Below are 22,844 nucleotides of genomic sequence, written 5' to 3'. Positions count from 1 at the left end.
TCGCGGATCGATGCTTCGGAGCGTGGCCGGTCGTCACGCTCCGAATTTCATCGGCCGCATTATCGGCGGGCCGGAAACGCGTCCTCTCCGGGTTTTGAGATAAATCGCAATGAAGCGATTACGGGAGGGCGTCACTCCGCGGCCTTCCTCGACGGCTCGGGGAGCGCGTCGGCCAGTTCGGGCTCAAGCGCCTCCTCCTGCGTGGCCTCATGAGCCGCTTTCGTCCCGCGCGTAAGCCGACTTTGCAGCTTGTCGAGATAAAGATAAATCACCGGCGTCGTGTAAAGCGTGAGGATCTGGCTCAGCGCGAGGCCGCCCACCATGGCGTAGCCGAGCGGCTGGCGCAGCTCCGAGCCGGAGCCCGTTCCGAGCATCAGCGGCACGCCGCCCAGCAGCGCCGCCGCCGTCGTCATCAGGATCGGGCGGAAGCGGAGCAGCGCCGCCTCGCGGATCGATGCCTCGGCCGACAGCCCGCGTTGCCGCTCCGCCGTGATGGCGAAGTCGACCATCATGATGCCGTTCTTCTTCACGATGCCGATCAGCAGGATGATGCCGATGATGCCGATCACCGAGAGGTCGAAGCCGAACGCCATCAGCATGAGCAGCGCTCCGACCCCCGCCGACGGCAGCGTCGACAGGATCGTGAGCGGATGAATGAAGCTCTCGTAGAGCATGCCGAGGATGATGTAGACGGTGACGAGCGCGGCCACGATCAGGATCGGCGTGGTGCGCAGCGAATCCTGGAAGGCCTGCGCGTTGCCCTGGAAGCTGCCGACCAGCGTCGTTGGCGCGCCGATCTCCGCCATTGCCGCGTTCACCGCCGTGACAGCTTCGCCCAGCGCAACGCCGGGCTTCAGGTTGAAGAACACGGTAGCGGACGGAAACTGGCTCTGGTGAGTGATGGACAGGTAGCCGGTTTTATCCGTGTCGAAGGTGACGAGCGTAGACAGAGGCAGCATCTGCCCCGTATTCGGCGAGCGCACATAGATGCGGTTCAATACGTCCGGCTGCGCCTGAAGCTCCGGCAGGATTTCGAGCACCACATTGTAGGTGGAAAGCTGCGTGTAGTATTGAACCACCTGGCGCTGACCGAGCGCGCTGTTGAGCGTTGCGTCGATATGTTGGGGCGTGATGCCGTAAAGCGAGGCGCGGTCGCGGTCTATCCTCACTGAAAGCTGCGGTGCGTTGATCAGAAGATCCGTCGAAACGTCGGCGAGCGCGGGCACCGTCTTGAGCTTCTCGACGATCCGGGGCGTCCACTCGTTCAGTTCTTCGAGGCTCGCGTCCTGAAGCGTGTACTGGTAGAGCGCGCGCGACGTCCGCGCGCCGACGGTGATGTCCTGCGCGGGTGACAGAAATGCCGCCGCGCCCTGTACTTCGGCGAGCCTCGGGCGCAGACGGTTGACGATATCGAGCGCGGTACCCTTGCGTTCGCCCCAAGGCTTGAGCCGGATGAAGATACGCCCGGAATTCAGCGTGGCTCCGGGAGACGATCCGAGGTAGGAGGCCACGGTCGCTATGTCGGGATCTTCGGCGATGATATCGGCCAGCGCCCGCTGACGCCGCACCATCTCGTCGAAGGAGATGTCCTGCGGCGCGTCCGTGATGGCCCCGATGGAGCCGGTATCCTGCACGGGGAAGAAGCCCTTGGGAATGACAATGAAAAGATAAACCGTCAGTCCAAGGGTTGCGAAAAACACCATGAGCGTAAACAGCCGGAAGCGCAGCGCCACGTCGAGGGTGCGCGCATAGCCCGCCTGAAGCGTTTCCAAAAAGCTGCCGACCGCGCGGGAGAGGAAACCCGGCCGTTCCTCGGCGTGCGGCGTCAGGAAGCGCGAGCACAACATGGGCGTGAGCGTCAGCGCGACCACGACCGAAACCGCGATGGTGACCGTGACGGTCATCGCGAATTCATGCATCAGCCGCCCGATGATTCCGCCCATGAGCAGGAGCGGGATGAACACCGCGACAAGCGAAAGGCTGATCGACATCACGGTAAAGCCGATCTCGCTCGCGCCTTTCAGCGCCGCGCGGAAGGGCGGCTCGCCGTCCTCGACATGGCGGACGATGTTTTCGACGACCACGATGGCGTCATCCACCACGAAGCCGACCGCGATGACGAGCGCCATGAGCGACAGATTGTCGAGACTGAAGCCCGCGACATACATGACGGCGAACGTGCCGATGAGCGAGATCGGGACAATGGCGCTCGCGATCAGCGTGGCACGGACGTTGCGCAGGAACAGGAGAACGACCAGCACCACGAGCCCGATGGTGAGCACGAGCGTGAACTCGACCTCGTGCACCGACGCGCGGATTGTTTCCGTCCGGTCGTTCATGATGTCGACCTTGACGCCAGCCGGGATCACGCTTGCGAATTTCGGCAGCGCCGCCTTGATCGCGTCGACCGTCTCGATGACATTGGCGCCCGGCTGCTTGAAGACGACGAGCAGCACCGCGCGGTTGCCGTTCGCCCATGCGCCCGAAAGCGTATTCTCCGGCCCCGCCACGGCGCGGCCCACATCGGCGACGCGGATCGGCGCGCCGTTGCGATAGGCGAGGATGACCTTTTCGTAATCCTCGGGCTTCACGATCTGATCGTTCGCCGCGATGGTGAAGCTTTGCTCCACGCCCTGAACGGTGCCCTTGGCGGCATCGGCGGTAATCGTGCCGAGCATGGCGCGCACGTCTTCGAGGGTCAGGCCGCGCGATGCCAGCCGCTCCGGGTCGACCTGCACGCGCACGGACGGCTTCTGCTGTCCGCCGATATTCACATTGGCCACGCCCCGGATTTGCGAGATCTGCTGGGCGAGGATGTTTTCAGCCTGATCGCTGACTTCGGTTATTGGGAGCGTGTCCGCCGTCACCGACAGGATGATGATCGGCGGATCGGCAGGATTGAACTTGCGGTAGCTCGGCGGCGAACTGAGCGAGGTGGGCAGCTTTCGCCCGGCGGCCGTGATCGCGGCCTGCACGTCCTGGGCCGCCGCGTCGATGTTGCGGTCCAGTTCGAACTGAATGTTGATCTGCGTATTGCCGAGCGTGCTCGTGGAGGTGAGTTGCGTCACGCCCGCGATCTGGCCGAACTGCTGTTCGAGCGGGGTCGCGACCGAGGAAGCCATGGTTTGCGCGGACGCGCCCGGAAGCTGCGCCGAAACCTGGATCGTCGGGAAGTCGACCTGCGGCAGCGGCGCAACCGGCAGGTAGAAGAAGGCTGCCACTCCCGAAAGCACAATGGCCGCCATCATGAGAGTGGTGGCGACGGGGCGAAGAATGAAGGGCGTTGAAAGGCTCATGTGCGGCCCGCGGCGTCGGTGGCAGCCACGGGCTTCGCCTTGGGCTCGATCTCGATGCCGGGGCGCAAGCGGTAGTGGTTTGAGACGATCACGAGATCGCCTTCGGTTGCGCCCTTCGCGATCACCGTTTCATCGTCATGGCTCGGCCCGGTTTCGACGGCGACCATCTGCGCACGCCGCTCAGGGGTTGCGATCCACACATAAAGGCCGTTCGGTCCGCGCTGGACGGCAGCGGTAGGCACCGTCACCGCATTCCTTCGCACCCCCGCCTCGACGAGCACGGGCGCATATTGGCCCGGCCACAGCGCATCGTTCCTGTTGTCGAACGTCGCCTTGAGGCGGATCGTTCCGGTGGTCTGGTCGACCTTGTTGTCGATGACGCTCAGCTTGCCCCTCGCCACCGGCTCTTTCGCATCGTGATCGAGAGCGATAACCGAAACCGGCCCGGCCTTCTGCGCCTCGCGGACGAGGGGGAGCCTCGCTTCGGGCAGGGTAAAGACGAGGGAGATCGGATCGACCTGCGTGAGTTCGGCGATGAAGGTCTGGTCGTTCGCGCGGACGATGTTTCCGGCGTGAACCGAGGAAATGCCGATCCTGCCGTCAAAGGGGGCGGTAATCGTCGTGTAGCTGAGGTTGGTTTCGGCGGTGCGGATGGCGGCTTCATCGGCCTGCACGAGCGCGCGGCCGATATCGACTTTCGCGGTAAGCTGGTCCACCGTCTGCTGCGAGGCAAAGCGCTGCGTCGAAAGCTGGACGCTGCGGCTCAAGTCTTTCTCGTCGGATGCGAGTTGCGCCTTGTCCTGCGAGAGCTTCGCTCTGGCGGAGTCGAGCGCGGCGCGGTAGAGGCGCGGATCGATGATCGCGAGGACGTCGCCCTTCTTGACGAGCTGGCCTTCGGTGAAATTCACCCTGTCGAGCGTTCCATCCACGCGGGAGCGTATCTGCACGATCTGAAACGCCTCGACTGCGCCGATGCCGGAAAGGAGCACCGGCACGTCGCGCATCCGCGCGGGCACGGTCGCGACGGCGATGGCGGCCGGCGCGGGCGCGGCCTGAGGGGCACGGTTCGGCGAAGGTTCGGCCATAAGCGCCACCGCTGCTGCGACGGCGAAAAGCACAAGGCCCGCTAACACTTTACGAAACATCAAAATCCCCGCCTGGGTTTGTCCTGCTGACCGCCAGCGCCATGGCGCCGGCGTTTGGGGCCCGCACGACGTAACCGCCGTTCATGGCGATGCTTCGGCGGCGAAGCTTGCCATTCCGACCCCTACCGGTTTGACACTCGCGCGCATGAAACCCTGCGCATGTGACAAAGGATATCTCGTCGGCGCGAAGCCGAAAAGGAATCGTGGCGCCATCGTATTCTGCAACAGCCGGATTTCCGTTTTCGACAGTCCGGAGTATGCAGGAGAAATCCTCGCGCTCAAAGAGAGCGGTAAGGATAACGGGCAAGTCTTACCGTCTTTTAATCATGGGCGGTCGAAGGGGAAGCGATCGAAATGCTGAGGGCAATCGCGGCCGACGCCGTGTTCTGCGCCGCCTTGCTGGTGGAAAGCCTGGCGGTCCTGTCGATCCTGGAGAGCACGTTCGGGCTTGCGTTCGGCGAGCTTTCCATGCCGATCCTGAAGGCGTGGCGGGCGGCGACAGAGCCGTTCGTGGGCTTCGGGGCGGCGGTGTTCTCGTCAAAGCCGCCCGGCTGGGTCGTCGATGCCGCCGCGATTTCGGGGGTGTTCTTTTTCCTGTTCTTCATTGGGCAGGCGCGCAAGGCCATCGCGCCGAATGAAGACGGCACTTATCCGGCGGACGCGGTCTTAACGCGCTACGACGCTCTTATCGACGATGCGATACCAACGGTACTTTGCGCGCTGGGCGCTGTGGTGTTCGCGCCGACGCTTCTGCCGCTGCTGACGCTGCCTGTCGCGCTCTGGTTGCTCGCAAAAAAGCAGTTCGGCCGCCCGGCATGGTTTGCGGTTTCGGTCACCTATTACGTAAACGTAGCGGCCCTGGCGTGTCTGGCGGCTGCGGGCTTCTGGTTCGGGCGCGCGTAGGTCATTGCGAACGCCGCCGGAGCGAGCGCAGGAACGAAAATGGCCGGGGAAAAGCCCCGGCCATGATTTCTTTGCGAAAGCCTTGAGCCGACGAATGCGTTCAGTAAACGCGTGCCTTCGGCTGGATGTACTGCACGTCGTTTGTCAGCGTGTGCGTATGCACCGGGCGATAGTCGAGCGTCACCGTGCGCTTCTCGTCGTCGCCATAGGCGAGCGTGTGCTTCATCCAGTTCTGATCGTCCCGGTTCGGGAAGTCCTCGCGGGCATGCGCGCCGCGACTTTCCTGCCGGTCACGCGCGCCCGTCACCGTGGCAAGCGCCAGGCCGATCATGTTGTTGAATTCGAGCGTCTCGGTGAGGTCCGTGTTCCAGACGAGCGAGCGGTCGGTGACGCGAACGTCCTCGATGCCATCCCACACCTCCTTGATGAGCCGCACGCCCTCTTCGAGCACGTCCGCCTGCCGGAACACCGCGCAATTGTTCTGCATGATGCGCTGCATCTTGCCGCGAAGCACGGCGGTGGGCGTCGAGCCGTTGGCGTGGCGGAAGCGGTCGAGGCGGGCGATGGCTTCCTCGCCTGCGTTCGCCGCGAGGTTCGGATGCTGACCTTTCTCGATGGTCTCGGCGCAGCGCAGCGCCGCAGCGCGGCCGAACACCACGAGATCGATCAGCGAGTTTGAGCCGAGGCGGTTCGCGCCGTGCACGCTCGCGCAGGATGCTTCGCCGATGGCCATCAGGCCGGGGATCGTCGCATCCGGGTCGCCCGCGCGCGGGTTGATCGCTTCGCCGAAGTGGTTCGTCGGGATGCCGCCCATGTTGTAGTGGACGGTCGGGATAACCGGGATCGGCTGCCGGCGAAGGTCCACGCCCGCGAAGATCTGCGCGCTCTCGGTGATACCGGGCAGACGCTCGGCGAGGATCTTCGGGTCGAGATGGTCGAGGTGGAGATAGATGTGGTCCTTGTTCGGGCCGACGCCGCGCCCCTCGCGGATCTCGATGGTCATCGAGCGCGAAACCACGTCGCGGCTGGCCAGATCCTTCGCATGCGGCGCGTAGCGCTCCATGAAGCGCTCGCCTTGCGAGTTGGTGAGGTAGCCGCCCTCGCCGCGTGCGCCCTCGGTGATGAGCACGCCCGCGCCGTAGATGCCGGTCGGGTGGAACTGCACGAACTCCATGTCCTGCAGCGGAAGCCCCGCGCGCAGCACCATGGCGTTGCCGTCGCCCGTGCAGGTATGCGCGGACGTGGCCGAGAAATAGGTGCGGCCATAACCGCCCGTTGCGATGATCGTCTTCTTCGCGCGAATGCGGTGGATCGAGCCGTCTTCGAGCGAGAGCGACATCACGCCCCGGCAGATGCCGTCGTCCATGATGAGGTCGAGCGCGAAGTGCTCCACGAAGAAGTCGGCCGAATAGCGAAGCGACTGGCCGTAGAGCGTGTGCAGCATGGCGTGGCCGGTGCGGTCGGCGGCGGCGCAGGTGCGCTGTGCCGGCGGGCCTTCGCCGAATTCGGTGGTCATGCCGCCGAACGGACGCTGGTAGATCTTGCCCGCCTCGGTGCGGCTGAAGGGCATGCCGTAATGTTCAAGCTCGTACACGGCGGCGGGCGCGTTGCGGCAGAGATATTCGATTGCGTCCTGATCGCCGAGCCAGTCCGACCCCTTCACGGTGTCGTACATGTGCCAGCGCCAGTCGTCCGGACCCATGTTGCCGAGCGCGGCCGCGATGCCGCCCTGGGCCGCAACGGTATGCGAGCGCGTGGGGAAAACCTTCGTCACGCAGGCCGTCTTGAGGCCCGCCTGTGCACAGCCGAGTGTCGCGCGAAGGCCCGCGCCGCCAGCGCCGACCACGACCACGTCGAAGGTGTGATCGTGAATCTTGTACGCGCGCCCGTTCACCGTGGGAGCGGCGACGCCGTTCAGTTTTGCATCCGCCATGAGACTAATTTCCAAGGAAAAGCTTCAGGATCGACAGCACGCCGACGACGGCGATCACGATCACGAAGAAGGTGTTCAGGAAGAGAAACGGAACCTTGAGGCCGTGGGGCATGTATTCCTCCACCGGAACCTGCATGCCGAGGCGCATATGGATGGCGGTCGAGATCACCACGAGGATCGACGCGATCGCGTTGAAGGGGTGGCCGAAGAACGCCTTCACTTCCCCAATCGGCGCGCCCGCGAGCGTGAGCCCGGTATAGACGAGGAACGCCACCACGAAGAGGTTCGAGACAGCCGTGAGCCGCTGCGCCCAGAAGTGGTCCGTGCCTGGGCCGCCGATGGCAGAGCCGAGGCCGCGGACTTTCTTGAGTTCCGTTCTGTAGGTCGTCGAAGGCATCAGCGGGCCCCCCCAAGCGAAAGGGCGTGGCCCCAGTGCGAAAGTGCGTAACCCCAGATGATCGCCGTCAGCGTGAGCGAGCCGAACAGCGTCGCCCAGGACAGGAACTTGACGGCGGGCTTGGTGAAACCCCAGCCCACATCCCAGATGAAGTGACGGATGCCGCCGAGCATGTGGTGCATCACGGACCAGGTGAAGCCGATGAGGATGACGAGACCGAGCGGTGTCGCGAGGTAAGAACTGACCGTATTGAAGGCCTGTTCGCTTGTCGCCGCCGACGCGATCCAGACCGCGAGGATGAGGCTGCCAAAATAGTTCGTGATCCCCGTCACGCGATGCATGATCGAAAGGATCATGTTGATCTTGAAACGGTAGATCGAAAGATGGGGAGACATCGGTTTCGGCGCCAGCGGCCGTGTGTCCGCGATAGGCTTGGCTTCCGCCATCATGCAATCCTTCTTAACCCTCGATGCAGTTTTTCTTAACGCCCCGGACTATATCGCTCAGGCCGACGGGCAGCAACAAACGGCGGCGCGGAACCGCTAAGGCTTTCGGCGACAAGATCCGGGCGGGACTGTGATCCGGACGAGGTTCTAGAACCAGTCCAAGAATTTGCAACTTCCATACAGGCTCTGGCAGCGAAATGGAAATCCAATTTGCCGCGCTCCCGCCGTCTCGCCGTCTTGTGATCGCGCTCAACCGCAAGCGCAGCAAAGGTTTGCGGGCTGCGCTGTCACGTTCACGCTAAGCGTATGCCAGCCATGGCGGCGACGGGTCGCAGCCTGGCGGGCATCCTTGACGAGCCGTTTCGCGCCGCCGGACCCGCTGCGGACTCAGCGCGGGAGCGCGGCCCAGTAGTCGAGATCGAGCAGCACGGACGCGTCGTATTGCTCCCCAGCCTTGTATGGGAAGCTGGCGCAGGGCTTGTCCTTCGCCGCGATGAGGCGCAGCCTGAGCGCGCCCGCATCGTCGCGCCCCGGCAGCGGCTGCTTGTCGAGCACCTCGCTCCACGCATAGACGGTGTCGCCCGCAAATGCCGGAGAGACGTGCCGCCCCGCATTGATCGCGGCGACGTGGAACGCGTTCTCAAGACCGTTGAACGAAAGCGCCCGAGCGAGCGAGATGATGTGGCCGCCATAGATGAGCCGGCGCTTGAAGCGGCCTTGGGCCTGTTCGTGCAGGTTGAAGTGCACCTTCGCCGTGTTCTGGTAGAGCCGCGTCGCAAGCTGGTGCTCGGCCTCTTCGAGCGTCATGGCGTCGAGGTGATCGATCTTCTCGCCGATTTCGTAATCTCCCCAGCGCGCCGCGTTGCCGGAAAGCTTCGTGTCGTAGCCTTCCAGCGTGAGTGGCGGAAGCGCACCGCCGAGTTCCGACGGATCGACGGCGGCCTTGAGGCTCGGCACGTGCGGCGCGGGCGCCTCCGCGGCTTCGTCTCGCTTCTTCACCATCACCCAGCGAACATATTCCAGCACGGGCGCGCCTGACTGGTTGCGCCCCGTGGTGCGGACGTAAACGACGCCGGACTGCTTGTTGGAATTTTCCTTGAGGCCGATCACCTCGGATGTGGACGACAGCGTGTCGCCGGGGAACACCGGCTTCAGGAAGCGCAGTTCCGCGTAGCCGAGGTTCGCCACCGCGTTCAGCGAGATATCCGGCACCGTCTTGCCGAAAACGATGTGGAACACGAGCAGGTCGTCGATGGGTGCGGCCGGATAACCGATGGCCTTCGCGAAGGCATCCGACGACTGCACCGCGAAGCGCGGGCCGTAAAGCGCGGTGTAGAGCGCGACGTCGCCCGCCGTGACCGTGCGCGGCGTGGCGTGCGCTATCACCTGCCCAAGCCTGAAATCCTCGAAATAGTTGCCCTGACGTGCCTTGCTCATGGTTTTCCCCGTCCGAAGATGCTGGGGCACGTCATATCATCCACCGGTTACGGGTGGGAAGAACGCGATTTCCCGCGCGCCTAAGACAGTAGTCTCATGCGAGGCGTGAATTTGATCGACGGCGGCGCGGACGAGGTGCGGCTTCGCGAAGGCGGCGGCGTAATTTTCGCCGCGCGTCGCGAGCCAGGCGACGACGTCCGCGACAGTCGCCACATGCGCGGGCAGCGCGACGCGTTCTTCCGGCACGCCGACGCGCTCGCGCATCCAGGCGAAATATTTGATCGTCACGTCCATTTGCGCTCCCGCATGCGAAGACGATACGTGGCGGCGGTGAAGAGGCTCAAACCCGCCGCGATCCACAGCGCGGCGAGGCCGGCTTCGAGGAGAACAAGCGACGGCGGTTCGATGGCGGCGGCAAAAATGAGAAACACCGCGAGATATTGAGAGGCGGTCTTGACCTTGGCCAGCGCGCTCACCGGAGCGGCCATGCCGTTGCGCCGTGCCTCATGGCGAAGGGCGAGAACGGCGCCCTCGCGGGCGAGGATCGCAAGCGCGGCCAGCACGTCGGCGCCCGAGATCGCGCCGTTCGCGATGAGGAGGGCGAGCGCGGTCGCGATGAAGATCTTGTCGGCGAACTGGTCGAACATTGCGCCGAAGGCCGTGACCTCGCCGCGTGCCCGCGCCGCCATGCCGTCGAGCGCATCGGAAGCGGCGGCATAGGCGACGAGCGCGGCGACAAGCGTCGTTGGCCATCCGCTCACCGCCGCAAGGGCGAGCAACACGGCGGCAGCGATGCGCGACGTCGTGATGAGGTTCGCGAGCGTGAGCGCAGGCGCGATATGCATTGTAATATGCTGCATCGCCGCTGACATAAGCTCTGCGTTGGCAAATGCAAACTGGACTACCGGCTGCGCTATGCGGAGAGGATCCATTCAAAACGCAAAAAACGTTTATTGCAAAGCTCGCAGTGCGTTTTCTAACGCTAAACGCGTTGTTCCGACGCCAAAACGCGGCTACCGTGCGCGCAAATCGCATCCATCGGTTCAGCCCCATGAAACACGTGAAGCCCACGACGACGCTCGATCCCGCGCATTCCTTTCAGGATCTGATCCTCACGCTCCAGCATTACTGGGCGGAGCAGGGCTGCGTCATTCTTCAGCCCTACGACATGGAAGTGGGCGCGGGCACGTTCCACCCGGCGACGACGCTGCGCGCGCTGGGGCCGAAGCCGTGGCATGCGGCTTTCGTTCAGCCGTCGCGGCGGCCGAAGGACGGGCGCTATGGAGAGAACCCGAACCGGCTCCAGCATTATTACCAGTTTCAGGTGATCCTGAAGCCGTCGCCCGAGAACATTCAGGAGCTTTACCTCGAAAGCCTCGTCCGCCTCGGCATCGACCCGCGCGTGCACGACATCCGCTTCGTCGAGGACGACTGGGAAAGCCCGACGCTCGGCGCGTGGGGGCTCGGCTGGGAAGTGTGGTGCGACGGCATGGAAGTGTCGCAGTTCACCTATTTCCAGCAGGTGGGCGGCTTCGACTGCGATCCCGTGGCGGGCGAACTCACCTACGGCCTCGAACGTCTCGCGATGTACATCCAGAATGTCGATAGCGTCTACAAGCTGAACTACAACGGCCGCGACGACGACAAGCGCGTGCTCTACGGCGATGTGTTCCGTCAGGCCGAGCAGGAATATTCGCGGCACAATTTCGAGTTCGCCGACACCGCGATCCTGCTCCAGCGCTTCCGCGACGCCGAGAAGGAATGCAAGGCGCTGCTCGCGGCGGGCGAGCCGAAGGAAGAGGGCGCGCGCCATTTGCAGGTTCTGCCCGCCTACGACCAGTGCATCAAGGCGAGCCACATCTTCAACCTGCTCGACGCGCGCGGCGTGATCTCGGTGACCGAGCGGCAGAGCTATATCCTACGCGTGCGCGACCTCGCGAAGGCGTGCTGCGCGGCGTGGCTCAAGACGGAAGCCGGCGGCGCGGCTTAGGCTCGCGTTATAGCGGCGTCAAAGCAGATGGATAGATTGAGCGATCACAGGTCGGCATGAGCGGCGCAACCGCTTCCGCTATTCCCGCGCAAGGCGACATGCGGTAGCGTAGTGCGTTTCCGCCAAGAAGAGCGCGCAGCCGCATGATTTCCGCCATCCATCTCACGCAAGAGTTGATCCGCTTCGACACCGTCAACCCGCCGGGTAACGAAGCCCCGTGCGCGCGCTATCTCGGCGGCATCCTCGACGCGGCCGGCTTCTCGATCAAACATCCGTGCATCGGCGAGAACCGCGAGAACCTCATCGCCGTCATCGGCGGCACGTCCGAGAAGCGCCCGATCTGCTTTTCCGGCCATACCGATGTCGTGCCGCTGGGTGCCGCGCCGTGGACGGTCGAGCCGTTCGGCGGCGAACTGGCGTTTGGCCGTGTCCATGGACGCGGGTCGAGCGACATGAAAGGCGGCGTCGCGGCTTTCGTCGCGGCGGCGGTGAAGCTCGCGCCGCGTCTCGAAGGCACGCCCGGCCTCGTGCTCGTCATCACGGCGGGGGAGGAGCGCGGCTGCGAAGGCTCGAACCACATGAAGAAGCACGGGCTTCTGCCGCCCGCCGGAGCGATCGTCATCGGCGAGCCGACGGCCAATCGCCCGCTTGCCGGGCACAAGGGCGTGTTCTGGCTCGAAGGCGTGGCGAAGGGCGTGACCGCGCACGGCTCCATGCCTGAGCAGGGCGTCAACGCGGTCTACAAGGCGGCGCGCGCGGCCCTGGCGCTTGAAAAGTTCGACTTCTCGGGCGACGCGCACCCCGTGCTCGGACGCCCGACCGCGAATGTCGGCTGGCTCAAGGGCGGCATGAACGTGAACTCGGTGCCGGACGAGGCGCGGATCGGCGTCGACGTGCGCATCGTGCCCGGCCTCGATCGCAAGGAGCTTGTGGAGCGCTTCACGCGCGCGGCAGGCGGGTGCGTGTCCTTCCACGTCACGAGCACGGCTGACCCGGTATGGACCGACCCGAACGACCCGTGGATGGCGGACGTCATTCATGTGGTGGGAGAGGTGACGGGCGCCGAACCGACATTCGGCGGCGCGCCCTATTTCACCGATGCGGGTGCGCTGAAGCCCGGCATGGGCAATCCGCCCGTGGTGATCCTCGGCCCCGGTGAGCCGGAGCAGGCGCACCAGACCGACGAATGGTGCTCCGTCCAGCGCATCGAGGAGGCCGAGGCGATCTACACCGACCTCATCGTGCGCTGGTGCGGGCTATAGATTTCAATCCTGGAAGGGATCGTGGACGAGGATGGTGTCAGCGCGCTCGGGGCTCGTCGACAAAAGCGCCACCGGCGCCTCGATCAGTTCCTCCAGCCGCTTCACATATTTGATGGCCTGCGCGGGCAGATCCGCCCATGAGCGCGCCCCTTGCGTCGATTCCTGCCAGCCCGGCATGACCTCATAAATCGGCTGCACGCTCGCCTGCGCTTCCTGCGATGCCGGCAGACGGTCGATCTCGGCGTGGCCGAGCCGATAACCGACAGCCACCTTGATCTCGTCGAAGCCATCGAGCACGTCGAGCTTCGTCAGCGCGATGCCGTTCATGCCGGAAACCTTGATCGTCTGGCGGACGAGCGTGGCGTCGAACCAGCCGCAGCGGCGCGCGCGCCCGGTGACGGTGCCGAATTCGTGGCCGCGTTCGCCGAGCCGCTGACCCGCCTCGCAGGTGAGTTCGGTGGGGAACGGTCCCTGACCGACGCGCGTCGTGTAGGCCTTCGTGATGCCGAGCACATAATTGATGGAGCTTGCGCCGAGCCCCGACCCCGTGGCCGCGTTGGACGCGACCGTGTTGGACGATGTCACGTAAGGGTAGGTGCCGTGATCGACGTCGAGCAGCGAGCCTTGCGCGCCCTCGAACAGGATACGCTTGCCTTCGCGCTTGTAGCGGTCGAGAAGCTGCCAGACCGGCTCGACATAGGGTGCGATCTTGGGCGCGATGGCGACGAGTTCGGCAAGGAGCGCGTCGCGGTCGATCTCGGGCTGGCCAAGGCCGCGCCTCAGCGCGTTGTGATGCACGAGCGCACGGTCGATCTTGGCGGGCAGAGTCTTGAGGTCGAGCAGGTCGACGGCGTGGATCGCGCGGCGGCCGACCTTGTCCTCGTAGGCGGGGCCGATGCCGCGTTTCGTCGTGCCGATGGCACCCGCGCCCGCCGCGTTCTCGCGCAGCGCGTCAAGCTCGCGGTGGAGAGGAAGGATCAGCGTTGCATTTTCCGCGATGCGGAGATTGTCGCGTGTTACGTTAACGCCGAGCTTCGCAACCTCTGCTATTTCATGCTCCAGCGCCCACGGATCGACGACGACGCCATTGCCGATCACAGAAAGCTTGCCGCGAACGACGCCGGAGGGCAGAAGCGAAAGCTTGTAGGTCTTGTCGTCGATGACGAGCGTATGTCCGGCATTGTGGCCGCCCTGAAAACGCACCACGATGTCCGCGCGTTCGGATAGCCAATCGACGATTTTGCCTTTACCTTCGTCGCCCCATTGCGAGCCGACCACGACCACATTTGCCATCTCGTTCCCCGGATGTCTTCCAAAGCGCCCAATCTAGCCCATGCCACAAGACATTGCCATGCCGGGCGCGCATGGGCTTGAAACCAAATCGTCGCTCGTCCAGATCCCTACCTGAAGGAACTTGCCTTGACGCCATTCTTCGACCGGCCGCGTCTTCTCATGACGCTGACTACGATCTTCTGGGCGGGAAACTTCGTTCTCGGGCGCGCAATCGCGGGGCATGTTCCGCCGATCACGCTGGCCTGTTTGCGCTGGACGCTGGCGACGCTGATCTTTCTGCCATTTGCGTGGGCACATCTCAAGCGCGATGGTGCCGCGATCCGCGAGCACTGGGCCATTCTTCTGTTTCTGGGCGCGATCGGGGCGGGGGCCTACAACACGCTGTCCTATATCGGCCTGACCTCGACGGAGGCGCTCAACGGGCTCGTGCTCAACGCGGCTGGGCCGATGTTCATTGCGCTTTCCGCATGGGCGCTGTTCGGCGACCGCATCGGGCGGTTGCAGATCGTGGGGCTGGCGTCGGGCTTCGCGGGCGTGCTCATCGTCATCGCGAAAGGCGACCTCGCCTCGCTCGCGTCGTTTCGCTTCAACCCCGGCGACGTGTTCATCATTTCGTCGATGCTGTCCTGGGCGATCTACACGGCCTGCGTGAGATTGCGGCCGAGCATCAGCTGGCAGAGCTTCAATTTCGTAACCTACGCCGTGGCGGCGGTCGGCAATGCACCTCTCATGGCTTGGGAATGGAGCGCGGGCTATCGGCCCGTTTGGGACGAAGCGGCGGTGGCGGCCATCATCTACGTGTCGATTTTTCCGAGCATTCTGGCCTACGTCTTTTATAACCGCTCGGTCGAACTCATGGGCCCGGCGAACACGGGCCTTTTCCTGTTCCTCGTGCCGGTGTTAGGAGCGCTGCTGGCGACTCTCGCGCTCGGCGAACAGCTTCACCTGTTCCACGCGGCGGGCTTCGCGCTCATCGTGGCAGGCGTGTTGCTCGGCACCCGGAAAAAGCGGGAGGCCGTCGCCGTAAAGGCGTGACGGCCTCTCAATGGTTGGATGCCGACTTCACGTCAGCAGCAGCGGAAGCGGCCCTTGCCCTTGTAGCGGGCGTCCTGCCGTTCCTTGAAAAACTCCTCCCACGACATGACGGGCTCGCCCGGGTGGCGGGCGCGCCGATGTTCGAGATAGGTCTCGTAGTCGGGGATGCCGACCATGAGACGGGCGGTCTGGGCCGCCATTTTCCAGAAACCGGCTTTCTGCTGCATGACGTACTTCCTGTCTCCCGTTACTCGGCCGCTCTCGGCAGCGGACCACCGCCGATCTCGATGGCGGTCGGCTTCGGCGAGCCGAGCGCGCGCCACATGGCGACGACACCGAAGACCACCATCGATGCGACGACGAGCACGAACAGGCCCGACATGACCGCGTCCACGTAGTTGTTGAAGATGATCTGGTTCATCTGCCCGACCGACTTCGCAGGCGCGAGGATCTTGCCTTCCGCGAGCGCGGTCTCGAAGCGGGCCGCCTGCGCGAGGAAGCCGATCTTCGGGTCGGGGTGGAACAGCTTCTGGAGGCCCGCCGTCATGGTGCAGACGAGCAGCCATGTCGTCGGGATCAGCGTGACCCACGCGTAACGCTCGCGCTTCATCTTGAACAGGACGACGGTGCACAGGATCAGCGCGATGGCGGCGAGCATCTGGTTCGAGATGCCGAACAGCGGCCACAGCGTGTTGATGCCGCCCATCGGGTCGACCACGCCCTGATAGAGGAAGTATCCCCAGGCCGAAACCGCGAGCGCGGAGCCGATGACGTTGTTCGCCCAGCTTTCCGTGTTCTTGAAGCGCGGAACGACGCTGCCGATGCTGTCCTGGATCATGAAACGGGCGACGCGCGTACCGGCATCCACCGTCGTCAGGATGAACAGGGCCTCGAACAGGATCGCGAAGTGATACCAGATGCCCATCATGGTCTGGCCGCCGAGGAAGCCGGCGAGGATCTGCGCCATGCCGACGGCGAGCGTCGGCGCGCCGCCCGTGCGCGACAGAAGCGTGTTTTCGCCGACATCCTTGGCGAGCTGCGTCAGGTGATCGGGCGTGACGACGAAGCCCCAGTTCGAAATCACCTGCGCGGCGCTCACAGCGTCGGTGCCGATCAGCGCGGCGGGGCTGTTCATGGCGAAATACACGCCGGGATGCAGGACCGTAGCGGCAATCATCGCCATGATGGCCACGAAGGATTCAGCCAGCATCGCGCCGTAGCCGATGAAGCGGATCTGGCTTTCGTTCTCGATCATCTTCGGCGTCGTGCCGGATGAGATCAGGGAGTGAAAGCCCGACACCGCGCCGCAGGCGATGGTGATGAACAGGAACGGGAAGAGGCTGCCAGCCCAGACGGGGCCCGTGCCGTCGACAAATTGCGTGACGGCGGGCATTTCGAGATTGGGCCGCACGATCAGGATGCCGATGGCGAGCAATCCCATTGTGCCGATCTTGAGGAAGGTGGAGAGGTAGTCGCGCGGCGCGAGCAGCAGCCACACCGGCAGAACGGACGCAACGAAGCCGTAGCCGATGATGCAGAGCGCCAGTTGCTCGCCGGAGAGGGTGAAGTAATGCGCGAGCGCCGGATCTTCCGCGACGACCTTGCCATACATGAGCGCCGCGAGCAGAAGCGCGATGCCGATGAGGGACATTTCGCCGATGCGACCGACCCGCAGGAACCGCGAATAAACGCCCATGAAGAGTGCGATCGGTATCGTGGCGAACACCGTGAACGTGCCCCAGGGCGAGCCGACAAGCGCCTTCACCACCACGAGCGCCAGCACGGCCAGCAGGATGATCATGATCAGCAGCACGCCGATAAGCGCGATGCCGCCAGCGACCGGCCCCATCTCCGAGCGCACCATGTCGCCGAGCGAGCGCCCGTCGCGGCGTGTCGAGAAGAACAGGATGATCATGTCCTGCACGGCGCCTGCGAACACGACGCCTACGAGGATCCATAGCGTGCCGGGGAGGTAGCCCATCTGGGCGGCGAGCACGGGGCCGACGAGGGGACCCGCGCCCGCGATGGCCGCGAAGTGATGGCCGAACAGCACGTAGCGGTTCGTCGGCACATAATCGAGGCCGTCATTGTGCCGCCAGGCGGGCGTCGGCCGGTTCGGATCGACGCGAAGCACACGACGCGCGATGAACAGCGCGTAGAAGCGATAGGCGATGAGATAAACGCAGAGCGCGGCGACCACGAGCCAGGCGGCGCTGATGGGTTCGCCGCGCGAAAGCGCCACGACGCCGAGCGAGCCCGCCCCGACGATCGCCACCAGAAGCCACAACAAGATCTGTCTGATCGATAAGGAAGCGCCAGCTTCGGTGCTCATTTTTTCCTCCCGGTGCCGCATCATTAGGCGGTTCCTTTTGCCCTTTTGCCGCTCTTGCGAATATGACAAACGGCCGCATCATTGCGCAAGAAAGGATAAAGTCGGACGACTGTGCATCCGAGGCGCGTTTCCAGCGATCTAAAATTTCGTGATCGGTGGAAAATGCCCGGAAGCAAGATCCGACGGCGCGTAACGGATGCGGGGGAGAAGCTCGGTCAACCCGCGAGTCGAGCCGTGACATACATCCAGATCGGCGCGGCGGCGGCGAACAGGATCGAGGTCATCACGAGGGTGGAAGCCGCAGCCTGCATGTAGGTCTGGAAGCGAATGGCAATAATGACGCCGCTCATCGCGGACGGCAGCGCGGCAAGCAGAACGACTTCGCGGAGCTTGTCGCCGGACATGCCGAACCAGAGGCCGACACCGAGCATCGTGGCGGGCATGAGCACGAGCTTGACGAGCGTGTTCCAGCCAACCTCGACATTGAAATGAAACTTGTGTTGCGCGAGCGTCAGCCCCGCCGCGAAGCAGGACACCCCCGATGTTGCGTGGCCGATAAGTTCAAGCATCGGCTGTGCTTCGGACGGCACGCGAAGCCCGACCAGCACGAGCACCACGGCGAGGAGCGGCGCGAGCACCACCGGCTGCTTGATGGCCTTGACCAGCGCATCGGCGGGCTTCGTGCCCGAGGGCGCGACGCAGAAGATGCCGAAAGGAACCTGAAGCACGTTGACGACGAGCGACATGATCGCAACGCTCAAGGCCGAAGCGGCCCCGAAGATCGGAGCGAGCACCGCGATACCGAGAAAGCCGACAGTCGGCGCACTGGCGCTGAGGCTCGCGATCGCGCCCGCGCCCCGGTCATGCTTGAAAACGCCCTTCGCCACGACGAAGGAGATCGCCGTCCAACCGAGAAGCACGATCAGGCTCGCGTAAAGCAGTGACAGGTCGGACAGCAGCGTGTCGCGAGTCGATTTGACGATGGAGGCGAAAAGGGTCGCTGGCAGCGCGTAGTTCAGCACGAGCTTGCCGAAGCCCGCCGTCTGCTCTGGCGTGAAGGCGAGGCTTCTTCCGCCCCAGTAGCCGAGGAACAGAACAAAGAAGATCGATGCAACGTCTTGAAAGATTTCGGTAAACATGAATGGCGCTCCAGCACGCGACTCAGCGCTTCCGCAGAAGGCGACGGCCTGCTGCTTCGAGCGCGATGAAAATGTCAGAGGCAGAAGAAAGGGAGAGCGGCGCCGAGCGCGCCGCCCATGAGGCTTGTCAGCGGGTGATGGGGCTCGGCTCGCGCCGGAGCGCTTTGATGAACGTGTCGTCGACATTGAGATGGCCGCGGACGAGGTCCGGCGGCGTCAGCGCCAGCCACTGGTTGAGCGAGATGTCGCTGTCGTGCGGGCTGTTGAACACGTTGACGAACCGCACCGGCGTGTTGCCGATGTTCTCCACATAGTGCGCCATGGTGCGCGGCACGAAGCCGACATCGCCCGCGCCATAGTTGAAGGTGCGGGCCTTGTCGGTCGCATCGAACACGGTCACGCGGGCCAGGCCCGAAAGGTAATAGGTCCACTCGTCGGCGTCCGTGTGCCAATGGATCTCGCGGAGCCCGCCCGGCTCAAGTTCGATGACGTGCGCCGACAGCGTCGTTTCCGGAAAGATGCTCGCATCGATCGTCTTGATCGTGCCGCCGGGGAAGCGATCCGGCTTCAGGTTCGAGGCGTGATAGGTGTAGGGCCGTTTCGGCGGTCTGTCGGGAAGCTGCGCGCGGACGACGTCGAGCGGGGCGGGCACCGGCAGGCGGAAGATGTACTTCTCGGATTTTGGTATGTTCGCGAAATGCTCCTCGCCGACGCCGAAATTCTTCGCGATGACGCTTCGCGGCGTGTGAGCAAGGAGTTCGGTGACGAGAAGCGTCTCGTTTTCGGAGAAAGCGCCGTCGTCGAAGACGAGCAGAAATTCCGTGCCTTCTTCGAGGCCCTGGATCGAGTGGGGGATACCGGCGGGAACGAGCCACATGTCGCCCGGCGAGAGGTCGTCGATGAAGACGCTGTTTTGGGCGTCAACGACGGTCAGGCGCGCCTTGCCTTCGGTGATGTAGGACCATTCGGCTTCCTTGTGCCAGTGAAGCTCGCGCACGACCCCCGGCCCGAGCCGCATGTTGACGCCCGCCATCGACTTCGCCACGGGAAGCTCGCGCACCGTGATCTCGCGCGCCCAGCCGCCGTCTTCGAGCCTGTTATGCGCGAGCGAGAACGAGAATTTGAGGTTGGGAAGCGAGCCGTGGTCGGTCTCCGGCGGCGTGAAGATATCCGGATTTTGCAGGTCCAGTTCGACGTTGCGCGGACCGGGATCGGTTGCGCCCTTATCCCCTCTGATGGGTTGCGGAGTCGAAATGGTATCCATGCTTGCTCTCCTGAATCGGTGCCTGTTGCGGACATTGTAATTTTCAGGATAAAAGCGCGCGTTATGGAACAGGTCGCGAAAGGTAAACGCAGGTAAAGGACGTCTTAACCAGTCGCATCCGTCACTTGGAGATCTTTCTTGAGCGCGTAGAGAAGGTCGAGAGCTTCCCGCGGAGAAAGACTGTCCACGTCGAGCGCGCCAAGGCGCTCAAGCACGGGATGCTGCGCGTCTGCCGCGTGATGCGCGGCGGGAGCGGAAAACAGCGGCATGTCGGTGGGCAGTGTCAGCGGTCCGTGCGGCCCCGCGCCCGCTTCGAGTTGCGCGAGGATCTGCTTTGCGCGTGTCACCACCTGCTTCGGCACGCCCGCAAGCTTCGCGGCCTGAACGCCATAGGAGCGGTTCGCCGGGCCGGACTCCACGGCGTGCAGGAAAACGATGGTATCCTTCCATTCCGTGACCGCCATGCGGACGTTTCCCGCGCGCGGCAGGTCGTCGGCAAGCCGTGTCAGCTCGTGATAGTGCGTCGCGACGAGGCCCCGGCATCGCGTTTCGTCGTGGAGATGTTCGAGCACGGCCCAGGCGATGGAAAGGCCGTCGAAGGTGGCCGTGCCGCGCCCGATCTCGTCTAGGATGACGAGGCTCCGCTCGGTTGCACGGTTGAGTATCGCGGCGGTCTCCGTCATCTCGACCATGAACGTCGAGCGCCCGCGCGCGAGGTCGTCCGCCGCGCCGATACGCGCAAAGAGCCGATCCGCCACGCCGATATGCGCCGAGGTCGCGGGCACATAGGAGCCCATCTGCGCGAGCACGGCAATCAGCGCGTTCTGGCGGAGATAGGTGGATTTGCCGGCCATGTTCGGGCCGGTGACGACGAGGAAGCCCGGCGCGCGCTCGCCCGCCCCATCGAGGCGGCAGTCATTGCCGATGAACGCGCCGCCTTCGCGGACAAGCGCCTGTTCCACCGCCGGATGACGCCCGCCTTCGACGAGGAACGCGCGGGATGTGTCGACACGTGGCCGCACATAATTCTGCGCCTGCGCGATCTCGGCGAGGCCGCCGACGCAGTCGAGGCAGGCGAGCGCCTGCGCCGCGCAAGCAATGGCGTCTTCCTGTTCGAGCACGGCATCGGAAAGCTCGGCGAAAAGCGTCTGCTCGCGCGCCAGAGCGTCGCCCTGCGCGGTGAGGATGCGGCTTTCCAGCGCCGCGAGTTCGTCTGTGGTGAAGCGAACGGCGCTTGCCAGCGTCTGCTTGTGCCGGAACAAGGCGGAATGCGGCTCGCTCATGAGCGCGGAAGCCTGACCGGGGCTCACCTCGATGAAATAGCCGAAGACGTTGTTATACTGGATCTTCAGCGTCTTGACGCCGGTCCGGGCGGCATAGTCGGCTTGCAGCTTCGCGAGCACGATCTTGCTGCTCGATGCAAGCTCGCGAAGCTCGTCGAGCGCGGCGTCGAACCCGGCCGCGATATAGCCGCTGTCCCTGGTCAGGAGGGGCACGACGCTGACGAGGGCGCGGTCGAGCTCCCGGGCCAGCCTTCCCCCCAGCTCATCGCCTGTGAACGCGGCAAGCGCGGCCGTCGCTTCCTTCAGATGCGCGGGCTGTGCCGGAGACGCCGCGAGCAGGGCGGCCACTTCGCTGCCCGCGCGCAGACCGTCGCGGATCGCGCCGAGATCGCGCGGACCGCCGCGTTTGAGCTTCAGCCGCGACAGCGCGCGGCTCATGTCCGGCGCGGTCTTGAGAATATGGCGGATGCGCTCGCGCAAGGCCCAGTCCTCGATCAGCGCCGCCACCGCGTCGAGCCGTTCGTTGACGAGGCTCGCGTCGGCCGAGGGCGAGACGAGGCGGCTCATGAGTTCGCGCGCGCCCGCCGCCGTCACGGTGCGGTCGATGGCTGAGAAAACCGTCGGCGCGCCTTCGTTCTTCGGGCGCACGAGTTCGAGGCTCGCGCGCGTCGCCGCGTCGATGGCCATGAGGCGGGCGGGTTCGTCTCTCCGCGGCGGGCGAAGGGCAGGGCGTTCGCCCATCTGGGTGAGGTTAACATAATGCAGGAGCGCGCCAATGGCGGTGAGGTCGCCATCCGTGAAATCGCCGAGCCCGTCGAGTGCGGCCACCTCGAACGCTTCCCTCAGCGCTCGCTCGCCCTTGGCGCGACCGAAGCAGGCCCGCGACAGCGGCGACAGCGCGGCCCCCGAAACCTCGGCGGCGGCCTTCGAAGCTTCGTCGCCAAGCTCGTCTTCCGCGATGAGAATTTCGGCCGGACGCAGGCGCAACAGTTCTCCGCCGAGGTCCGGCGCGGAAGCCTCGGACAGAAGGAATTCGCCCGTCGAGATGTCGAGAGCTGCGATGTGGTAGCGCGCGGCCGCGCCCTTGCCCGCCTTTGCGAGCGCTACGAGGAAGTTGTTGCGGCCCGAGACAAGCAACGCGTCCTCTGTGAGTGTGCCGGGCGTGACAAGCCGCACCACGTCGCGGCGCACGACGGCCTTCGGCCCGCGCTTCTTCGCAAGCTCCGGGTCTTCGAGCTGCTCGGCCACGGCCACGCGGAAGCCCTTGAGGATGAGCTTCTGCATGTAGTCGTCCGCGCGCGCGACGGGCACGCCGCACATGGGAATGTCCTCGCCGGCATGCTTGCCGCGCTTCGTAAGCTGGATGCCGAGCGCGCTCGCGGCCTTCACCGCATCGTCGAAGAACAGCTCGAAGAAGTCGCCCATGCGATAGAACAGCAGGAAATCCGGGTTCTTCGCCTTGACGTCGAGATATTGCGCCATCATCGGCGTGGCGCGCGTTTCCGGGGAAACGGTGTCGGGCGTGCGCATTTCAGTGTCGGTCGCAGTGCGCGCTTCCGGTCGCCGGCGCGCCTGCTCAGTGCGCGCGCGGGGCTCCTCGGCGTTGCCGCCGGGGTTCGCTTTCGCAACGCCTTTTTGCCTGATGGATGACATTCCCGCCCCTGCCGCCGCGACTCACGCACGCGAGCC

At 64.6% G+C, this 22,844-nt stretch carries 18 protein-coding genes; 4 read left to right on the top strand and 14 right to left on the bottom strand.

Annotation, left to right across the window (positions count from 1 at the left end; translation table 11 throughout):
• Positions 1-131: 131 nt before the first annotated feature.
• Together QM659_RS08790 and QM659_RS08785 are read right to left on the bottom strand one after the other, a co-directional pair.
• Complete coding sequence (locus tag QM659_RS08790) at positions 132-3,296, bottom strand: multidrug efflux RND transporter permease subunit (RefSeq protein ID WP_415188130.1); 3,165 nt, start codon at positions 3,294-3,296, stop codon at positions 132-134.
• Entirely contained in the window at positions 3,293-4,381 is a 1,089-nt protein-coding gene (locus tag QM659_RS08785; RefSeq protein WP_415188129.1) for an efflux RND transporter periplasmic adaptor subunit, read from the bottom strand. Before QM659_RS08785 ends, QM659_RS08790 begins: the two co-directional genes overlap by 4 nt.
• A gap of 414 nt (positions 4,382-4,795) precedes the next feature.
• Between QM659_RS08785 and QM659_RS08780 the strand changes: the two genes are divergently transcribed.
• Positions 4,796-5,344, top strand: a complete 549-nt coding sequence (locus QM659_RS08780) for a hypothetical protein (RefSeq protein ID WP_415188128.1) — start codon at positions 4,796-4,798, stop codon at positions 5,342-5,344.
• 100 nt (positions 5,345-5,444) lie between these two features.
• Here QM659_RS08780 and sdhA read toward each other — a convergent pair whose 3' ends face one another.
• From sdhA to QM659_RS08750, 6 genes are all read right to left on the bottom strand, one after another.
• Positions 5,445-7,277 carry a succinate dehydrogenase flavoprotein subunit gene (sdhA, locus tag QM659_RS08775; RefSeq protein ID WP_303487503.1) on the bottom strand — a complete coding sequence of 611 codons (1,833 nt, stop codon included), beginning with the start codon at positions 7,275-7,277 and terminating at the stop codon, positions 5,445-5,447.
• A gap of 4 nt (positions 7,278-7,281) precedes the next feature.
• Positions 7,282-7,674 (bottom strand): succinate dehydrogenase, hydrophobic membrane anchor protein, encoded by a 393-nt coding sequence (gene sdhD, locus QM659_RS08770; RefSeq protein WP_127076784.1) that lies wholly within the window; start codon positions 7,672-7,674, stop codon positions 7,282-7,284.
• The gene (gene sdhC, locus QM659_RS08765) at positions 7,674-8,123 is read right to left on the bottom strand and encodes a succinate dehydrogenase, cytochrome b556 subunit (RefSeq protein ID WP_245433970.1); all 450 of its coding nucleotides are present in this window, start codon (positions 8,121-8,123) and stop codon (positions 7,674-7,676) included. Before sdhC ends, sdhD begins: the two co-directional genes overlap by 1 nt.
• Before the next feature lie 384 nt (positions 8,124-8,507).
• Positions 8,508-9,557, bottom strand: coding sequence for a MaoC family dehydratase (locus QM659_RS08760; RefSeq protein WP_415188127.1), 1,050 nt, complete (start codon positions 9,555-9,557; stop codon positions 8,508-8,510).
• A gap of 36 nt (positions 9,558-9,593) precedes the next feature.
• Complete coding sequence (gene moaD, locus QM659_RS08755) at positions 9,594-9,851, bottom strand: molybdopterin converting factor subunit 1 (RefSeq protein WP_415188126.1); 258 nt, start codon at positions 9,849-9,851, stop codon at positions 9,594-9,596.
• Positions 9,842-10,402, bottom strand: a complete 561-nt coding sequence (locus QM659_RS08750; protein WP_415188125.1) for a CDP-alcohol phosphatidyltransferase family protein — start codon at positions 10,400-10,402, stop codon at positions 9,842-9,844. Before QM659_RS08750 ends, moaD begins: the two co-directional genes overlap by 10 nt.
• Positions 10,403-10,608: 206 nt before the next feature.
• Here QM659_RS08750 and QM659_RS08745 point away from each other — a divergent pair, with 206 nt between their 5' ends.
• Together QM659_RS08745 and QM659_RS08740 are read left to right on the top strand one after the other, a co-directional pair.
• Complete coding sequence (locus QM659_RS08745) at positions 10,609-11,547, top strand: glycine--tRNA ligase subunit alpha (RefSeq protein ID WP_303487495.1); 939 nt, start codon at positions 10,609-10,611, stop codon at positions 11,545-11,547.
• Between the two features lie 143 nt (positions 11,548-11,690).
• On the top strand, positions 11,691-12,809 hold the full coding sequence (locus tag QM659_RS08740; RefSeq protein WP_415188124.1) for a M20 family metallopeptidase: 1,119 nt from the start codon (positions 11,691-11,693) through the stop codon (positions 12,807-12,809).
• A 3-nt stretch (positions 12,810-12,812) separates the two neighbouring features.
• On the opposite strand, the gene QM659_RS08735 is transcribed toward QM659_RS08740, so the two are convergent.
• Positions 12,813-14,102, bottom strand: a complete 1,290-nt coding sequence (locus QM659_RS08735) for an adenylosuccinate synthase (protein ID WP_127076777.1) — start codon at positions 14,100-14,102, stop codon at positions 12,813-12,815.
• Positions 14,103-14,228: 126 nt separating this feature from the next.
• Between QM659_RS08735 and QM659_RS08730 the strand changes: the two genes are divergently transcribed.
• Positions 14,229-15,137, top strand: coding sequence for a DMT family transporter (locus tag QM659_RS08730; protein ID WP_415188123.1), 909 nt, complete (start codon positions 14,229-14,231; stop codon positions 15,135-15,137).
• Between the two features lie 32 nt (positions 15,138-15,169).
• On the opposite strand, the gene QM659_RS08725 is transcribed toward QM659_RS08730, so the two are convergent.
• The 5 genes from QM659_RS08725 to mutS all read right to left on the bottom strand — a co-directional run bounded on the left by QM659_RS08725 (position 15,170) and on the right by mutS (position 22,808).
• Positions 15,170-15,364, bottom strand: coding sequence for a YbdD/YjiX family protein (locus tag QM659_RS08725; RefSeq protein ID WP_127076775.1), 195 nt, complete (start codon positions 15,362-15,364; stop codon positions 15,170-15,172).
• 20 nt (positions 15,365-15,384) lie between these two features.
• Positions 15,385-17,469 (bottom strand): carbon starvation CstA family protein, encoded by a 2,085-nt coding sequence (locus QM659_RS08720; RefSeq protein ID WP_415188122.1) that lies wholly within the window; start codon positions 17,467-17,469, stop codon positions 15,385-15,387.
• A 215-nt stretch (positions 17,470-17,684) separates the two neighbouring features.
• Complete coding sequence (locus QM659_RS08715; RefSeq protein ID WP_415188121.1) at positions 17,685-18,608, bottom strand: AEC family transporter; 924 nt, start codon at positions 18,606-18,608, stop codon at positions 17,685-17,687.
• A gap of 127 nt (positions 18,609-18,735) precedes the next feature.
• Positions 18,736-19,872, bottom strand: coding sequence for a cupin domain-containing protein (locus QM659_RS08710; RefSeq protein ID WP_415188120.1), 1,137 nt, complete (start codon positions 19,870-19,872; stop codon positions 18,736-18,738).
• Positions 19,873-19,976: 104 nt separating this feature from the next.
• Positions 19,977-22,808 (bottom strand): DNA mismatch repair protein MutS, encoded by a 2,832-nt coding sequence (gene mutS, locus QM659_RS08705; protein ID WP_415188119.1) that lies wholly within the window; start codon positions 22,806-22,808, stop codon positions 19,977-19,979.
• Positions 22,809-22,844: the final 36 nt, after the last annotated feature.

Source organism: Rhodomicrobium sp., assembly GCF_047605405.1.
Taxonomy (GTDB): Bacteria; Pseudomonadota; Alphaproteobacteria; order Rhizobiales; family Rhodomicrobiaceae; genus Rhodomicrobium; species Rhodomicrobium lacus.
The sequence above is the reverse complement of the archived record's forward strand: the minus strand, read 5'-3'. Positions and strand labels throughout refer to the sequence as shown.